This window comes from Neochlamydia sp. AcF65, from assembly GCF_018342435.1.
Classification (GTDB): Bacteria; Chlamydiota; Chlamydiia; order Chlamydiales; family Parachlamydiaceae; genus Neochlamydia.
In genome coordinates this window covers 1-14421 of sequence record NZ_JAEMUE010000072.1, presented here as the reverse complement: position 1 = coordinate 14421, position 14421 = coordinate 1, and the positions used below count along the sequence as shown (strand labels likewise).

The 14421-nt window shown below is 40.0% G+C and carries 11 protein-coding genes, 1 other RNA gene and 2 pseudogenes; 6 read left to right on the top strand and 8 right to left on the bottom strand.

Annotated features, from left to right (window positions below):
- Nucleotides 1–479: IS5 family transposase (locus NEOC65_RS08915; protein ID WP_213156295.1), on the bottom strand; the 479-nt coding region annotated here is incomplete at its 3' end.
- Nucleotides 480–1182: 703 nt separating this feature from the next.
- Between NEOC65_RS08915 and NEOC65_RS08910 the strand changes: the two genes are divergently transcribed.
- The 3 genes from NEOC65_RS08910 to NEOC65_RS08900 all read left to right on the top strand — a co-directional run bounded on the left by NEOC65_RS08910 (nucleotide 1183) and on the right by NEOC65_RS08900 (nucleotide 5051).
- A complete protein-coding gene (locus NEOC65_RS08910) occupies nucleotides 1183–1503 on the top strand; it encodes a hypothetical protein (RefSeq protein WP_213156294.1) in 321 nt (106 codons plus the stop codon).
- A gap of 291 nt (nucleotides 1504–1794) precedes the next feature.
- Nucleotides 1795–4314, top strand: a complete 2520-nt coding sequence (locus tag NEOC65_RS08905) for a leucine-rich repeat domain-containing protein (protein ID WP_213156293.1) — start codon at nucleotides 1795–1797, stop codon at nucleotides 4312–4314.
- Nucleotides 4315–4853: 539 nt separating this feature from the next.
- Nucleotides 4854–5051, top strand: a complete 198-nt coding sequence (locus NEOC65_RS08900) for a hypothetical protein (protein WP_213156292.1) — start codon at nucleotides 4854–4856, stop codon at nucleotides 5049–5051.
- 211 nt (nucleotides 5052–5262) lie between these two features.
- Here the strand turns inward: NEOC65_RS08900 and NEOC65_RS08895 are convergent.
- The 3 genes and pseudogenes from NEOC65_RS08895 to NEOC65_RS09740 all read right to left on the bottom strand — a co-directional run.
- Nucleotides 5263–6027, bottom strand: a pseudogene (locus NEOC65_RS08895) (nucleotidyl transferase AbiEii/AbiGii toxin family protein); the annotation flags it as partial.
- Between the two features lie 176 nt (nucleotides 6028–6203).
- Nucleotides 6204–6575: a DUF6088 family protein gene (locus tag NEOC65_RS08890; RefSeq protein ID WP_283248286.1), complete on the bottom strand. Its 372-nt coding sequence runs from the start codon at nucleotides 6573–6575 to the stop codon at nucleotides 6204–6206.
- Nucleotides 6572–6790, bottom strand: a complete 219-nt coding sequence (locus NEOC65_RS09740) for a DUF6088 family protein (RefSeq protein ID WP_283248285.1) — start codon at nucleotides 6788–6790, stop codon at nucleotides 6572–6574. Before NEOC65_RS09740 ends, NEOC65_RS08890 begins: the two co-directional genes overlap by 4 nt.
- Before the next feature lie 255 nt (nucleotides 6791–7045).
- Between NEOC65_RS09740 and NEOC65_RS08885 the strand changes: the two are divergent.
- Nucleotides 7046–7363 (top strand): annotated as a pseudogene (locus NEOC65_RS08885) (DUF2992 family protein); the annotation flags it as partial.
- An 8-nt stretch (nucleotides 7364–7371) separates the two neighbouring features.
- Here the strand turns inward: NEOC65_RS08885 and NEOC65_RS08880 are convergent.
- The 3 genes from NEOC65_RS08880 to ssrA all read right to left on the bottom strand — a co-directional run bounded on the left by NEOC65_RS08880 (nucleotide 7372) and on the right by ssrA (nucleotide 8759).
- Nucleotides 7372–7662, bottom strand: coding sequence for a helix-hairpin-helix domain-containing protein (locus NEOC65_RS08880; protein ID WP_213156291.1), 291 nt, complete (start codon nucleotides 7660–7662; stop codon nucleotides 7372–7374).
- A gap of 3 nt (nucleotides 7663–7665) precedes the next feature.
- Nucleotides 7666–8052: a VOC family protein gene (locus tag NEOC65_RS08875; protein WP_166154278.1), complete on the bottom strand. Its 387-nt coding sequence runs from the start codon at nucleotides 8050–8052 to the stop codon at nucleotides 7666–7668.
- A 292-nt stretch (nucleotides 8053–8344) separates the two neighbouring features.
- Nucleotides 8345–8759: a transfer-messenger RNA gene (gene ssrA, locus NEOC65_RS08870) on the bottom strand.
- 203 nt (nucleotides 8760–8962) lie between these two features.
- Between ssrA and ileS the strand changes: the two genes are divergently transcribed.
- Nucleotides 8963–12085: an isoleucine--tRNA ligase gene (gene ileS / locus NEOC65_RS08865; protein ID WP_213156290.1), complete on the top strand. Its 3123-nt coding sequence runs from the start codon at nucleotides 8963–8965 to the stop codon at nucleotides 12083–12085.
- 625 nt (nucleotides 12086–12710) lie between these two features.
- A complete protein-coding gene (locus NEOC65_RS08860; RefSeq protein WP_166154274.1) occupies nucleotides 12711–13670 on the top strand; it encodes a KpsF/GutQ family sugar-phosphate isomerase in 960 nt (319 codons plus the stop codon).
- 294 nt (nucleotides 13671–13964) lie between these two features.
- Here the strand turns inward: NEOC65_RS08860 and NEOC65_RS08855 are convergent.
- The coding region (locus tag NEOC65_RS08855; protein WP_213156289.1) for a transposase at nucleotides 13965–14421 on the bottom strand (457 nt) is incomplete at its 5' end.

Genomic DNA, 14421 nt, shown 5'->3' with positions numbered 1-14421 from the left:
GATTGCGAGTCTGGGCAAACGCTTAAGTGAATCTTTCTCCAAGTCCTCCGCTTTGCTTTGCCATGCTGGCGTACTTTCCACTCTCCTTCGCCATAAACTTTCACTCCAGTGGAATCAAAGACTATGTCTGTCGGACGCTTACGGCTTAGCTTTGTAAGCTCTTGCCCAAGCTCTTTAGCACGCCTACAAATGCGGGTATAACAAGGAACAGGCAATCCCAAAGCCAGCAAAGTAATCAGCGATGACACAAACCCTCGTACAGCACGGAGGGGTAAATGATAAGCCGCCCTAATCATCAACACGCATAGGATAGCGTCAGCAGAGTAAATTCTTGGACGGCCCTTCTTCCCCGTGCTTTTATTTTCCCTCCATCCTTTAATAGTTTCATCCGAAAACCATAAAGTTATGCTTCCTCTTTGTTCTAAAGCTTTGTTATATTCGGACCAATTACGTATGCGATAGTTAAGCTTTTTTTCCATAGCCTGCCTATATTTTTGTTTAAGCAAACTAAATTTTATAGCTCTTATGTGTTAAAGGGCAATCTTATCGCCTACACTTCTTAGCATTTACGCAACAATGCCGATTAATCAGTGGCTATCTTTTTCAATCATTTTGACCTACCATGTTTAAAGTTTTTTGGGAAAAAACATTTTCAAACCATGTAAAAGTTTTTTTAACTATTTCCTTATCCGATAACTCGCTTTAATTAAAGAAGTAGGATGGGCAGGCAGCGCCTGGTGCCAAAAGCCATACCCACAAAAATATTGCCAGTAAGCATTTTCTACCCATCGATACACCCCATTTTCCTCATAGGTTCTTTACATGTGTTGCAAGATAAGGAGCCCTACAACTAACCTTGCAGGCCTAACTGGTTGGTCTATTTTTCTACAAACAGCTTATCAAATTCTTCTTCTAGCTGCTTCCATCCAATCACCTTAAGATAGCTTGAATAAGAAGATGAGTTTGATTGAGTTTGTGGCTAAAGCGGAATTTAAAAAGGCGACCTTGCTGGCTGTCTAGCTTGTTTGGTTTCATAGTCAACTTTGCAAGAAATTAAGAGCTTTATAATAGATTTACTTGTAAAGAAAATATAGCATTTAAAAAAAGCTCCTAGAATCCTACTTTAAGGCGAAAGTGCTTTAAATCATATTGGACTATATAGTAGGGGATAGGGCTCTCTATATGCCAGCTACCTTACAAGTCTTTAAAATAGAACAAAGCTTATTTGCCACGCGTGTGCCTATGCAAATCAAAGAGGCCAAAGAACTCCTATTTGAAGCGCCTTACGACAAAACTGTAGAGATAGTAGAAGGTTATCGAGCTTTTAAGACTGCCTCTTGCTATGCAGGCGTTGAACAAAGATGGGTAGCCATCTTCAGCCAGGCGGCCTATCAAAGAGAATGCCGTACTTTAGCTAAGCATTACCTTAAGGACAGTGAAAAAGAAGCCAAAGCCTTTATTAAGGTTCATACAGCAAGGGGTTTCATGTCCAAGCAGTACTAAACGCCAATTAGATAAGTTTGTAAAAAAATTAAATATATACAGATTATAGAACCTCGATTTATTGCAACTCAAAAGTATACTACGTCTGGTCGGCCCAAAGCTAAGCAAAAATCTTCTATATCTAGCTATTACCTACAAGGCATAGTAGCTTGCTCTTTGCTTAACAAGTTAGCCGCTGCCCCCCCCCCTGGTGATAAGGATAGGAATTCGTTTGACTTGCTTTTTTAAATTTTTTATATTGCTTTTAAAAAATAAAAATGCTGAAAAGTCATTATTACCCAGGGAAATAAAATGCATCCTATCTCTTCGGCCTCTATTGAAAGTTTGCCCAATGAATTGCTGCTCCCTATCTTAGAGGCTTGCGTAGCCCCTTCCTTATTTAGCGTCTGTAAAAGATGGCATCATCTGCTGGCTTCTGAAGTGATGCCTTCTCTTTATAAAAAAATAGGTAAAGTACATGTGTCCCAAAGGGGTATTAGCAGGCAGGCTTTTATCTTAGATAGGATTTATAAGCTAGAAAGTAGACTTTCTGAAACAGCAAAGGTAAATGCAATTTTTAGGCAAATCTTTACTTTAGCTAGATCTCTTTCACCTCTAGAATTAGAATTTAAATGGATAACCGAGCAAAAAAGATATTTTACTCTGGCTAATTACTCCTCTTATCTTGTAAATATTAATCGCCTTTTGTTTTGGAAAAAACTTCCTGGAGGGGAAGAATACTTGAGCCGAGAAGCAATCAAATATTTGCCTCTAGAGAAAAAAGGGGAGCTTCTTATAGATTGGATGGAAGAAAATTGTAAAAACATCACGGCTTTGGATTTGTCTGGAGCAGGCTTGACTTATTTACCCTCAGAAATATGCCAGTTATCTCAGCTGCAAGAGCTTAACTTAAGCCAAAGCCAGCTCACCAGTCTTCCTGCAGAAATCGGGCAATTGTCTAAGCTGCAAAAGCTTAACTTAAGCCAAAACCAGCTCACCTGCTTGCCTGCAGAAATCGGACAACTGCCTCAGCTGCAATGGCTTAACTTAACTCAAAACCAGCTCACCTGCTTGCCTGCAGAAATCGGACAACTGCCTCAGCTGCAATGGCTTAACTTAACTCAAAACCAGCTCACCAGTCTGCCTAAAACAATCGGGCAATTGTCTCAGCTACAATTTCTTTACTTAAATCAAAACCAGCTCACCAGCCTGCCTGCAGAAATCGGGCAACTATTTCAGCTGATAGGGCTTTACTTAAGCCAAAACCAACTCACCAGTGTGTCTGCAGAAATCTGGCAAATGTCTTGGCTGCGAGCGCTTGACTTAAATCAAAACCAGCTCACCGCTCTACCTGCAGAAGTCGGGCAATTGTATCGGCTGAAAAGGCTTGAATTAAGTCAAAACCAGCTTACCTGCTTGCCTGCAGAAATCGGGCAGTTGTCTCAGCTGAAATGGCTTTACATAAGACAGAACCAGCTCACCTGCTTGCCTGCAGAAATCGGGCAGTTGTCTCAGCTGCAAACGCTTCACTTAAGAGAAAACCAACTCACCAGCCTTCCTGCCGAGCTCGGGCAGCTGTCTCAGGTGCAAAAGCTTTACTTAAACCAAAACCAGCTCACCAGCCTGCCTGCAGAAATCGGGCAATTGTCTCATCTGCAAAGGCTTGAATTAAATCAAAACCAGCTCACCAGCCTTCCTGCAGAAATCGAGCAGCTGTCTAAGCTGCAAGAGCTTGATTTAAGCCAAAACCAGCTCACCAGCCTTCCTGCAAAAATTGGGCAGCTGTCTGATCTGCTACAGCTTTACTTAAAGCAAAACCAGCTCACCACTCTGCCTGCAGAAATCGGGCAATTGTCTCAGCTGCAATATCTTTTCTTAAGCCAAAACCAGCTCACCAGCCTGCCTGTAGAAATCGGACGGCTGTCTCAGCTGCAAGCGCTTGACTTAAGCCAAAACCAACTCACCAGTCTGCCTGCAGAAATCTGGCAAATGTCTTGGCTGCAAGCGCTTGACTTAAATCAAAACCAGCTCACCTCTCTACCTGCAGAAGTCGGGCAGTTGTATCGGCTGAAAAGGCTTGAATTAAGCCAAAACCAGCTCACCAGCCTTCCTGCAGAAGTCGGGCAGCTGTCTCAGCTGGGATGGCTTTACTTAAGTCAAAACCAGCTCACCAGTCTACCTGCAGAAATCGGGCAATTGTCTAAGTTGCAAAAGCTTACCTTAAGAAGCAATCAGCTCACCAGCCTTCCTGCAGAAATCGGGCAATTGTCTCAGCTGGGATGGCTTTACTTAAGTCAAAACCAGCTCACCAGCCTTCCTGCAGAAATCGGGCAGTTGTCTCAGCTACAATGGCTTACCTTAAGAAGCAACCAGCTCACCAGTCTACCTGTAGAAATCGGACGGCTGTCTCAGCTGCAAAGGCTTTACTTAGGCCAAAACCAGCTTGCCAGCCTGCCTGCAGAAATCGGGCAGCTGCCTCAGCTGCAAACGCTTGAATTAAATCAAAACCAGCTCACCAGCCTTCCTGCAGAAATCGGGCAGCTGCCTCAGCTGCAAACGCTTAAATTAAATCAAAACCAGCTCACCAGCCTTCCTGCAGAAATTGGACAGCTGTCTGATCTGCTACAGCTTTACTTAAATCAAAACCAGCTCACCAACCTTCCTGCAGAGATAGGGCGGCTGTCTAAGCTGCAAGAGCTTTGCTTAAATCAAAACCAGCTCACCAGCCTGCCTGCAGAAATAGGACAATTGTCTAAGCTTACCAAGCTTGAATTAGCGAAAAATCCGTTGAAAGATATTGCAGAAAAGATAAGGCAGCGTTTTCAATTGTAGAATGGTTGTAAGTACTTTTTAAATGAGGGTGGACTAAAATAAAATAACAAACTTTTAGCCATCTTATCTTTAAAGAAGTCATCCGCTTTCCTTCCCGCAACTAAGTAAGCTTAAGCTAACCTATACATTTATAATGACAAGAAGTTTCTCTCTTTTTCTGCAGATTGCTAGGCTGGAAGAACAACCTTTCTTGACAGGAAGAAGCTAGGCGTATTGTATTCTATCATTTGGTAGAAGGATTGAAACATTGCGCCAAAAAGAGCCGTTTTTCTCAAATAAGGCAAAGAATCAATCTCATTCTTTTAGCCAAATCAAAATTGCCGCGTCACTTAATCGCCAAAACCTGTGGCTGCTCCCAAATGCTTGGAAGGTCCCCCCCCTTTCCTTGGATCTATCTGGAAAAAAAAGCGCCGGTAGATCATCTGGGAGTTGTTTTTCGTTGATAAGGATACGAATTGTTTTGGCTTGCCTTTTTAATTTTTTTATTTTACTTTTAAAAATAAAAATGCTGAAAAGCCATCATTACCAAAGGAAATAAAATGCATCCTATCTCTTCGGCATCTATTGAAAGCTTGCCCAATGAATTGCTACTCCTTATCTTAGAAGCCTGCGCAGTTCCTCCCTTATTTAGCGTCTGTAAAAGATGGCATCATTTGCTGGCTTCTGAAGTGATGCCTTCTCTCTCTAAGCTTGATTCAGAAGCCCATACATCGCTTGTTCTTGCGTGTAATGTTTAATATTGATGCGATGAATCGTATAAAAATAGATATTTGCAAGAGCTTGCGTGTCTTCAGTACGGTAATTCCTTATAAGTATTTCAGTGGTCATAATGCCCTATCCTTTAACGTAATTAAACTCTTTTTCAAACGTGTCGATCGTTTTTAAAATTAATTCCCAATCTGGGATTTCTCTGAAAAACATGGATTTCATCAGAACATAATCCTTCTCGAGTTCTTTTAGAATTCGCGGAGGAGGAAAAAGCTTCAAGGTTCTCTTTCGAGCTGTTCCGTAGTTTGCCCAACTTGATGCAAAGTAAATGCTTTTGTGGATGGCAACTCTTTCAAGTAGAGCTATCTCGATAAGAGCCTTCTCCTTGATCTCCGAATTGAGCAAACGAAAAAAGTCATAATAATGTCTTGAAATTCGTGGCGGAAGCTTTTTATCTTCGAGTAAATGTGCATATTGATGAAGGATAGTTGCTTTCTTTCAGAAAGTACGCTCAGCATTCAGTACTTGAACCAATATTTCAGATTCATGGATTTTTTCTTTTAGTGCCTCTTTAGTGTAGCTTTTTATTCTATATTCGCTGACAGGCCAGTGTTCTGATCTTGCACCAATTTCGATTTTTACAAGCGGACGAATGTATCCAGCTTTTGAGGTTTCGCTTGGATATTCAAATAATAATGTTTGGGCAGCGAGGCCTTCTGGGTCAGGGAAGACTTGCCACCCATCAATTGTTCCGAGTTTTGCAGCAAAAGCATCTTTAAGTTCAGCTAGCATCTGAGTTTGAACATAATTGGAGCAAGCTTTTGAAAGATTATCGATGATTGCATTTTGCTTTTTCTTGGATGGTGCATTTTCAGGGTCATGGGGTGCACCACAACCAAAGAATTCTCTTTCAATTGAAAGATCAATATCTTCTGAAAAACGATCAATCAATCCATATACTTTTGAAAGGGACGTACCTCGTTTAAAGGTGAGATGCGGCCTCATCTTCTCTAGCGAGAATAGTCTTTCCAAAACCCATACGACCCAATAATCTTTCTCAATAATTTCAAAGGGCAGGTTCTTGATATCAGTGGCAGCTCTTCAGTGGCAGCTCTAAAGAAAAGTTCCCGTTCATCTTTAGACAAAAGATGAATTTCCTTCATGGCTTGAGCCCCATAATTTCAAAAATAAAGAGATCGTATCCCTGCAGGTGCAAATTTCATATTCTGTCTAATTTCATTTTCTTTTGAATCTTTAAGGAATTTTGATACCTGTGCACGTGCTGCCTGGTCAATGTGATCTTTTCCTAAATTTTTCAAAGCTTGAATCAGAAGACCTTCTCGAGTTCCCGCAGAAGACATAATTTTTTTCGTGGTCTTTTTAAAAATAATTTTTCGATTACCTATTTTGACTTTTTTGGAGGGGCCTTCGATTAAAAACATGGCACGACCCTGAACTTGTAAAGAAAGGCCCACTAAATTGGCAGCATGAGCTCCGGCAGGTTGAATTTGAACCCCATTTTTTTCCGCAATAGCCTTAGCAACTTCATTCAAATCTGAGGGATTATCCCCAGTAGATCATGTATTTTGGGGTAATCATAAACGCCTTGAGCGAGCCGACGGAGGATGTTTTGTTTTTGAAGCTGTGAAAGAGCTTTTCGAATAGAGGTATCACTACCCAGATCCGAAAAGTGCATGGGCGTAAAACACCAACCGCGGCCCTGCTCAATAATCCTATTTTTTACTGCGATTTCGATACTTTGGCGCATTTCGAGTCTCTCTTTTTCACAAAAAGATGCTATTTTTGTGAATTACTAGAATCGTTTATGAAAACGGTTAGAGTGTTTATTTTAAACCCAGGGAAAGTGTGTTAGTATCTTGAGCCATATAAAGGGAATAAAATCGCTACAGTTAAAGCAAAAATTTTCTTTGAAAAGCGGTTCTGGGTAAAAACTTTTGAGCGGACCGATAAAGCAGGGTAGGCAATTGCAAGGACTATTTTGGGTGGTTAACCGTCTGATCCTGAGATTCATAAGTTTGTTCTTAATCATTATCCTGAAATAAAATTTGGAGAAGTTAAGGAAATCAACATTCAAATCCAGCGCATGAATCCAAAGAGAGTACAAAGAGAAGTCCGCCGTGAAATGGCAAGAATGAAGGAAACGACACAGCCTTCAACTTTAGCACAAGATTACAGGCGAGGAGGGCTTGAGAAGAAAAGAAAGAAAAGAAAATTATTAGCAGTGCCGAAAAACAAGATCGCACAGATGATCAATTTGCACTCAAGCAAAAAAAAGAAAAGAGAAGCATCGAGGGCATTACTAAAGCGTTATCATCTCTAAGGAATAACTCAAATTATATGAATTAACTTTCCTGTTTTTTGAAGAGCCTTTCTCTGGGCTGTCCATACCCACCATGAAGTAGGTTCTCCCGTCTTAGCTTCATGTATAATGGCGGCAAATACGTCCCACATACAAGGATCATGGGGTTTTCCTGTTAACCTTTCTAATTGTTCAAACAATTGAGTAGCATCATGATGAATTAAGTCTTCGACTAAATGAATATTCAGAATGCTTAAATCCCGTAAAATTGCTTTCCCAACATTTTTTAGATCTTTAAGATTCTTTTTTTTGACAGACATTTGCTATTCCTTTATTGCATTGCAAATTTCGACAATGAAACCATTATTGTCACGGACATAAGAAACGATTTGACCCCACGGTTTTTGAGCAGGTTTAAGAATTTCTACTGCTCCAGAATCAATCGCGTGTTGAAATTGCTTCTCCACATTATCGACTATAAACGCAATTTCAGCACCAGCAGCTAGTTCTTTTTGGCGATTTGGCCGAAATTGATGGGAAGCCATCACAACATCTTCGTCAGCAAATGCTAAAATTGTTTGGCCTGTTTCCATTTCTGCATATTGATTGCTTTCATGAATAAATCGAAGCTTTAGCTTAAAAGCTTTTTCGTAGAAAGAAACTGTTGTGGGCACGTCTTTGACATAGATAATAATGTAACCGAGATGCATGTTAGGCCTAAGAATTAATTTTTTTTATGAAAACATTAGCAATAAAGCTTCATTTTTTACTCCAGAGTGACAATATTTTGGGAAATTGACGCGCTTTCTCTATGAGTCACAGAGGTCACCCTTGTCACAGTGGATATAGCAGAAGATGCGGAAAAACGAAATAGTTGTATGCTGTTTTCATCCAGTTTAGTGCGTAATTGGACTTTATGTACTTAAAATTTCCGTTGAATTTTTTGATGCGCAAGCCTCTGAAAATAAAAAGCTTCACTTCTAAAAGTGAAGCTTAATAATCGGTTGGAGGTGGAGAGAATCGAACTCTCGTCCTGAGCAAACTACATAGTGACCACTACATGCTTAGTGTTCTGAAAATAAGTAGATTCCGCTGCAGAACACGCCACTGGAAACTACTCGCCTCAATTAATCTTGAGTTTAAATTTCTCTAAGGCTGGAGAAACTTAGCTCATACCAAGAAAATGACAGTAGACTCTAAAATCCTCGGTCCAATTTCAGACTACTGCGCAAGCACTGCAATTAAGCAGCGCGTGCTACGACTTCAAAGTTAGCTTCAGCCACAGGGCTAAAGTCAACAGCGATTACGTTTGTGCTTGTTTTGGCACTTAATTGTTCACCGGCTTTTTTAGGAGGCCAACCGATACCCTCCGCATGCAATCAATACCTCGCTTCCCAGTCGAAACCATGACACCCCCGGAAAGATGGATGTTTGATAAAACTGTAAGATTAGCATTGCCTTTTCTTAATAAAAGAATAACGTAAAAAAAAATAAAATAGAAGCAAATTTTTTACGTGAAGGAGAAGAAATAAGATGCTTGCTAGACATTTTCGAGAGAAAATATTATTATTTTTGCCTATGGCTTCGAAAACAATTTTATATTACTTAGTAGGTTAGCGAATGTTTGCAGAAATTCTTCCAGAAAGTTTTGATGAGCGTGAAAAAAGAATTCTTGAATTTTGGAGTGTAAATAAAATTTTCACACGATCAGTAGAAGAAAATCGAGATAAACCTCTTTTTGCTTTTTATGATGGTCCTCCTTTTGCTACAGGTCTTCCTCATTATGGTCATTTATTAGCAGGCACCATTAAAGATGTAGTTTTGCGTTATAAAACCATGAAAGGATTTTGCGTGCCTCGGCGTTTCGGCTGGGATTGCCACGGTCTTCCTGTGGAAAATGAGATTGAAAAAATGCATAACCTCTCGGGTGGAGATGCTATTCAAACTTTTGGGATAGCTAATTTCAACGAGGAGTGTAGAAAAATTGTTTTACGTTATACTGAAGAGTGGAAAACGATTGTCCAGCGTATGGGGAGATGGGTTGACTTTGATCAAACTTATCGAACGATGGATGTGAATTTTATGGAATCGGTATGGTGGGTCTTTCAGCAGCTTTATAATAAAGGGCTGGTTTATGAGGGCTATAAAGTCATGCCTTATTCTGCTAAGCTAGGAACACCACTTTCTAATTTTGAAGCAGGCGAAAATTATAAAGAGGTAGATGATCCTGCTTTAACTATAGCTTTTCCTTTGCTAGATGAACCTCATACAGCTATTTTAGCCTGGACCACTACTCCCTGGACGCTTGTTTCTAATTTAGCTCTCATGGTAGGGCCTGAGATAGACTATGTAAAAATCCTACACATTGCCTCTGCCCAACACTACATTTTAGCAAAGTCTAGGCTCTCGGCTACTTTTAAGAGTGAAAGCGAATATGAAATATTAGAAGAAATGAAGGGTAGGGACTTAGCAGGTAAAAGTTATAAGCCGCCTTTTAAATATTTTGCTGATAGAGCGAGCCATGGAGCTTTTCGTATAATTCTTGAGGATAGCGTGTCGGTAGAAGAGGGCACGGGAATTGTTCATGCAGCCCCTGCTTTTGGAGAAGTAGATTTCTATGCGTGTCAAAGAGAGGGCATAGAGATTGTGTGTCCCGTCGATAGCAATGGACTTTTCACTAGTGAAATTCCTGAATACCAAGGATTATTTGTTAAAGAGGCGGATAAAGAGATCATTAAGCACTTAAAGAAAGAGGGTATAGTCTTTTCTCATGGTGTCTGCCGCCACCGCTATCCTTTCTGCTGGCGATCTGACACTCCTCTTATTTATAAAGCTGTAACTACCTGGTTCGTAGCTGTAGAAAAAATAAAAGACTCGTTGGTAAAAGCTAATGAGCAAATTCATTGGACTCCCTCGTATGTTAAGCATGGGCGTTTTGGTAAATGGTTAGAAGGTGCTAGAGATTGGGCTATCAGTCGAAATCGCTACTGGGGGACTCCTATTCCTATCTGGCGCGCAGACGATGGAGAGATGCTTGTTATCGGAAGCATTCAAGAGCTAGAAACCAAAAGTGGGACTAACATTAAAGACTTACATCGACATTTTATTGATCAGCTAACTCTCACCCACAATGGAAAAGTTTTTAGACGTATCACCGAAGTCTTCGATTGTTGGTTTGAGTCGGGCTCTATGCCGTACGCGCAAAATCATTATCCCTTTGAAAATCAAGAGCTTTTCCAGAAGATATTTCCTGCAGATTTTATTGCAGAAGGTTTAGATCAGACACGCGGTTGGTTTTATACGTTAACTATTCTATCCACCGCCCTTTTTGATCAGCCAGCATTTAAAAACGTTATTGTGAATGGAATCGTCTTGGCAGAGGATGGGGCAAAAATGTCCAAGCGCTTGCGCAATTATCCTGATCCTAGCCTTGTCATTGAGCGTTTTGGCGCCGATGCGGTTCGTGTCTATATGATGCATAGTCCGGCAGTACGTGCCGAAGACCTTTGCTTTGTGGAATCAGGGGTGGAGCTTATCTTACGTCAAGTAATGCTGCCTTTATGGAATGCTTATAGCTTTTTTATCACCTACGCACGTATCTATGGCTGGCGCCCTTGTGGTCAGCTGAAAAAGCCCGTCGCTATTATCGATCGATGGGTAATCTCGCTTCTAAATAAGCTTATCAAACAAGTAGAAGTAGGAATGGATGATTATAACCTTAGCCATGGTATCGAGCCTACAATTTATTTCATTGAGCAGCTGACTAATTGGTATATCAGACGTTCGCGCCGCCGCTTCTGGGAAGAAAAAGCGTCTAATGATCGTAATGAAGCTTTTGCCACTCTTTATCATGTTCTATTGACCTTTACGAAGGTGGCAGCACCTTATATTCCTTTTATGAGCGAAGCTATTTATCAGAATCTGAGAAGTGAAGAAATGCCTCAATCCGTTCACCTTTGTGCTTATCCAGAATATAATGAGCAGATGCGTGATGAGCAACTGGAGGCCGCCATGGCTGCGGTACAAAGTACGGTAAGTTTAGGCCATGCTTTAAGAAAAGAGCATAAGCTTAAAGTTCGACAACCGCTGGCGAAGGCTCATATTATTTCCGCTGATAGCGTGACTCTTCAATTTTTAAAAGAGCAACAGCACCTGATTGCCGATGAACTAAATGTGAAAATAATCGAATTTGCCGAGAAAGAGTCTTCATTTGTTAATCTTAAAGCTAAGCCTAATTTTCGCATCTTAGGCAAAAAAGTGGGTAAGTTAATGAAAGCTACTCAGCAAGCAATTGATGCTTTTAATCAAGAACAATTATCTACCTTATTGAAAGGTCATTCGCTTCCTTTAATCATAGAAGAGACAGAAGTAGTGTTGACTTCGGAAGATGTTCAGGTTGAACGCCAGGTTTTTGAGGGCCTAGCTGGAGCTAATGAAGGATCGATCACTATTGTTTTAGAGACAGCTTTAAATGAAGATCTTTTAATGGAAGGGATTGCCAGGGAGCTCGTGAATAAAATTAATACAATGCGGCGAGAAGCTAATTTAGAAGTGACTGATCGCATTCACGTAAATATAGAAACAACCGAACGAGTAAAGCTAGCTTTTGAGCATTATAAAGAATATGTGCAACAAGAAGTATTGGCGGTTACTGTAGAGTTTAACGAATCCCCTGAAGGCGATGAGTGGGATATTAACAATGAGCCGGCTAGGATCTATTTAAATAAGGCCCATGCTGCTTGAACACCTCTTGGCTCTACTTTACACCCTTGCTCCTTTCCTCTTAAGGTAAGGGAGTAAGGCAGTGCCCATTCATTCGTTATGGGTGAAAGGGAGGTGAGCCAGCTGCTTCTGTCCATAAATAGTGAATGATTTATATTTTGATTAGAATAGATGTTTGTCTATAAAAAATTTAAAGTGGCAGCTTAGCAGCAGGTAATATGTTTTAAAAGACTTTCCTCCTTATTTTAAAAAGAACTGAATGATTACCAGCTCCTTTTTTACCTAATGACATACCTTACGTACAGATAAGCTGAAAAGATTACTTTATAGTTATGACTTTTTCCTTGAAAAAAGCTATAAGCTATCTGATGGTGGTTTGTTTTAATCAGAAGTTTGTCAGTGAGTTTTGCTTTAAGGGGAGGCTATGAGAGCTTCCTCGGTAGCAAAAAGAGACAGCAAATAGTGTTTATAAAGCTCAAAGCGGGCACGTTTTTTTAACAAAGATAAACGCTAATAGAAAATATTTTGGAAATCTGGCTTTTTTAATTCTATAGCTGTAGATTTTTATAGCTTGAGAGTAATATTTCTATTCCTTAAAATACATTCTTTAAAACTCGGATCGTTTAGCTTAAAAAGGAATCATCATTTGTTAAAAGAGCTTCTCCAAAAAGAAAACTGTTATTTAAATTATTTTTTTGAAAAGATCGATTTATCTGTTGCTGAGATTGTTGTACAGTCTTTAAGAGATTGCCAGGGAGTTATAGTTTTCTCAGGTGTAGGGAAAAGCGGTTTAGTAGCAGAAAAAATTGCTATGACCATGACTTCTACCGGCTCACGAGCTTTATTTATTTCCCCCACAAACGCTTTACATGGCGATATAGGCATAGTTTCTGAAAAAGACGTATTTGTTTTTCTTAGTAAAAGTGGAGAGAGTGAAGAACTTTTATCTCTTATCCCTACTTTGCGTAATCGGCGAGTAAAAATTATAGGGATTGTCTCCAATGCAAAAAGCCGTTTAGCTAAAGCTAGTGATATATATATCGATCTTCCTTTGCAGCAAGAGCTTTGCCCGTTTGATATAGTGCCGACTACGTCTGCTGTTATACAGCTTATATTTGGAGACATTCTGGCTGTTGCCCTCATGCGCATGAAAAATTTTAGTTTGGAAGAATATGTTAAAAATCATCCTGCAGGTAGGATTGGTAAACGCATCTCGCTTAAAGTGTCTGATTTAATGATCACCGGCTCTAGCCTTCCTATATGCAAGCCTCAAGATAAATTGGTAAATACTCTTGTAGAATTATCTAATAAACGTTGTGGTTGTGTATTAGTGATTGACGAAGCTGAAATTCTACAGGGGATATTTACTGATGGAGATTTAAGGCGGGCTTTGCAATCCCATGGGGCTGCTTCCCTGCAATTGCCTATGAAAGATCTAATGATCCAAACAGCTCGGTGGGTTGCTCCTCATAACTTGGCGTGGGATGCCATGCGTAAGATGGAAGGAGACCAAAAAAATGCTATTACGGTATTACCTGTTCTTACCGAGCATAAAAAGCTGCTAGGCCTTATCAAATTACATGATATTGTCCAATCGGGAATATGAACGTTCCCACGCTTAAGCCTTTATCATTTAGCTGCTAATTTTTCTTTAAATATGCTTAGGCAGAAAGGTAATCGTTCTTACTTTCTATAAATAGTTCGACCTGAATTAACCTTAAAAATTTCTTCATTGCATCCATTTTAGAAAGAAAAATTATGAATTTTCTTTTAGACCTAAGCTAAAAAACTGCAAATCCAAGAATTTTTGTTGATGAGTATGAAAATTGGCTAAAAATTAAGAGTTTTAGAGCAGGAGGTAGCCTTCAAGATAGAGCGTCAAAGCAATTTAAAGAAGAAATTAAGCTTTTAAGCCTGAATAAAGACATTTGGGAGAATTTTGGGCGACTAACCAGTTGTAAATTAAACGCATGTTATGGCCAATTCCACATAGAATGGCGTTAAAACAATCTCCCAAACGGCCTTTAAGGTAATTGCGTCCCAGTTTGCCATCATTCTTCATGTGGCCGATATGGGGTTCTATCGCTTGGCGTCTTTTGAGTTGGGACTTAATCCACTGTGTAAGGCCTTTTCTTTGCCCAGAAATAAATATGCTTTTGCCTTCTACCGTATGACCTCGATAACCTTTATCTACAAAAGCTACTTCGATGTTCTTGCCGCTATTATGTTGAGCTTTCTTAATAGCTTCTTCAAGCGTATGCCCATCGTACGGATTGCCATGAATGGCTCTAACATCTAAAGCTAACCCTTCTTGATGAGTGATGACTAGCGAAGTTTTGCAGCCAAATTCATATCTT

What these genes read in the sequence shown, in the direction of transcription:
- NEOC65_RS08910 (WP_213156294.1), top strand. Translation starts at nt 1,183, where the DNA reads ATGCCAGCTACCTTACAAGTCTTTAAAATAGAACAAAGCTTATTTGCC.
- NEOC65_RS08905 (WP_213156293.1), top strand. Translation starts at nt 1,795, where the DNA reads ATGCATCCTATCTCTTCGGCCTCTATTGAAAGTTTGCCCAATGAATTG.
- NEOC65_RS08900 (WP_213156292.1), top strand. Translation starts at nt 4,854, where the DNA reads ATGCATCCTATCTCTTCGGCATCTATTGAAAGCTTGCCCAATGAATTG.
- NEOC65_RS09740 (WP_283248285.1), bottom strand. Translation starts at nt 6,790, where the DNA reads ATGCGCCAAAGTATCGAAATCGCAGTAAAAAATAGGATTATTGAGCAG.
- NEOC65_RS08880 (WP_213156291.1), bottom strand. Translation starts at nt 7,662, where the DNA reads ATGTCTGTCAAAAAAAAGAATCTTAAAGATCTAAAAAATGTTGGGAAA.
- NEOC65_RS08875 (WP_166154278.1), bottom strand. Translation starts at nt 8,052, where the DNA reads ATGCATCTCGGTTACATTATTATCTATGTCAAAGACGTGCCCACAACA.
- ileS (WP_213156290.1), top strand. Translation starts at nt 8,963, where the DNA reads ATGTTTGCAGAAATTCTTCCAGAAAGTTTTGATGAGCGTGAAAAAAGA.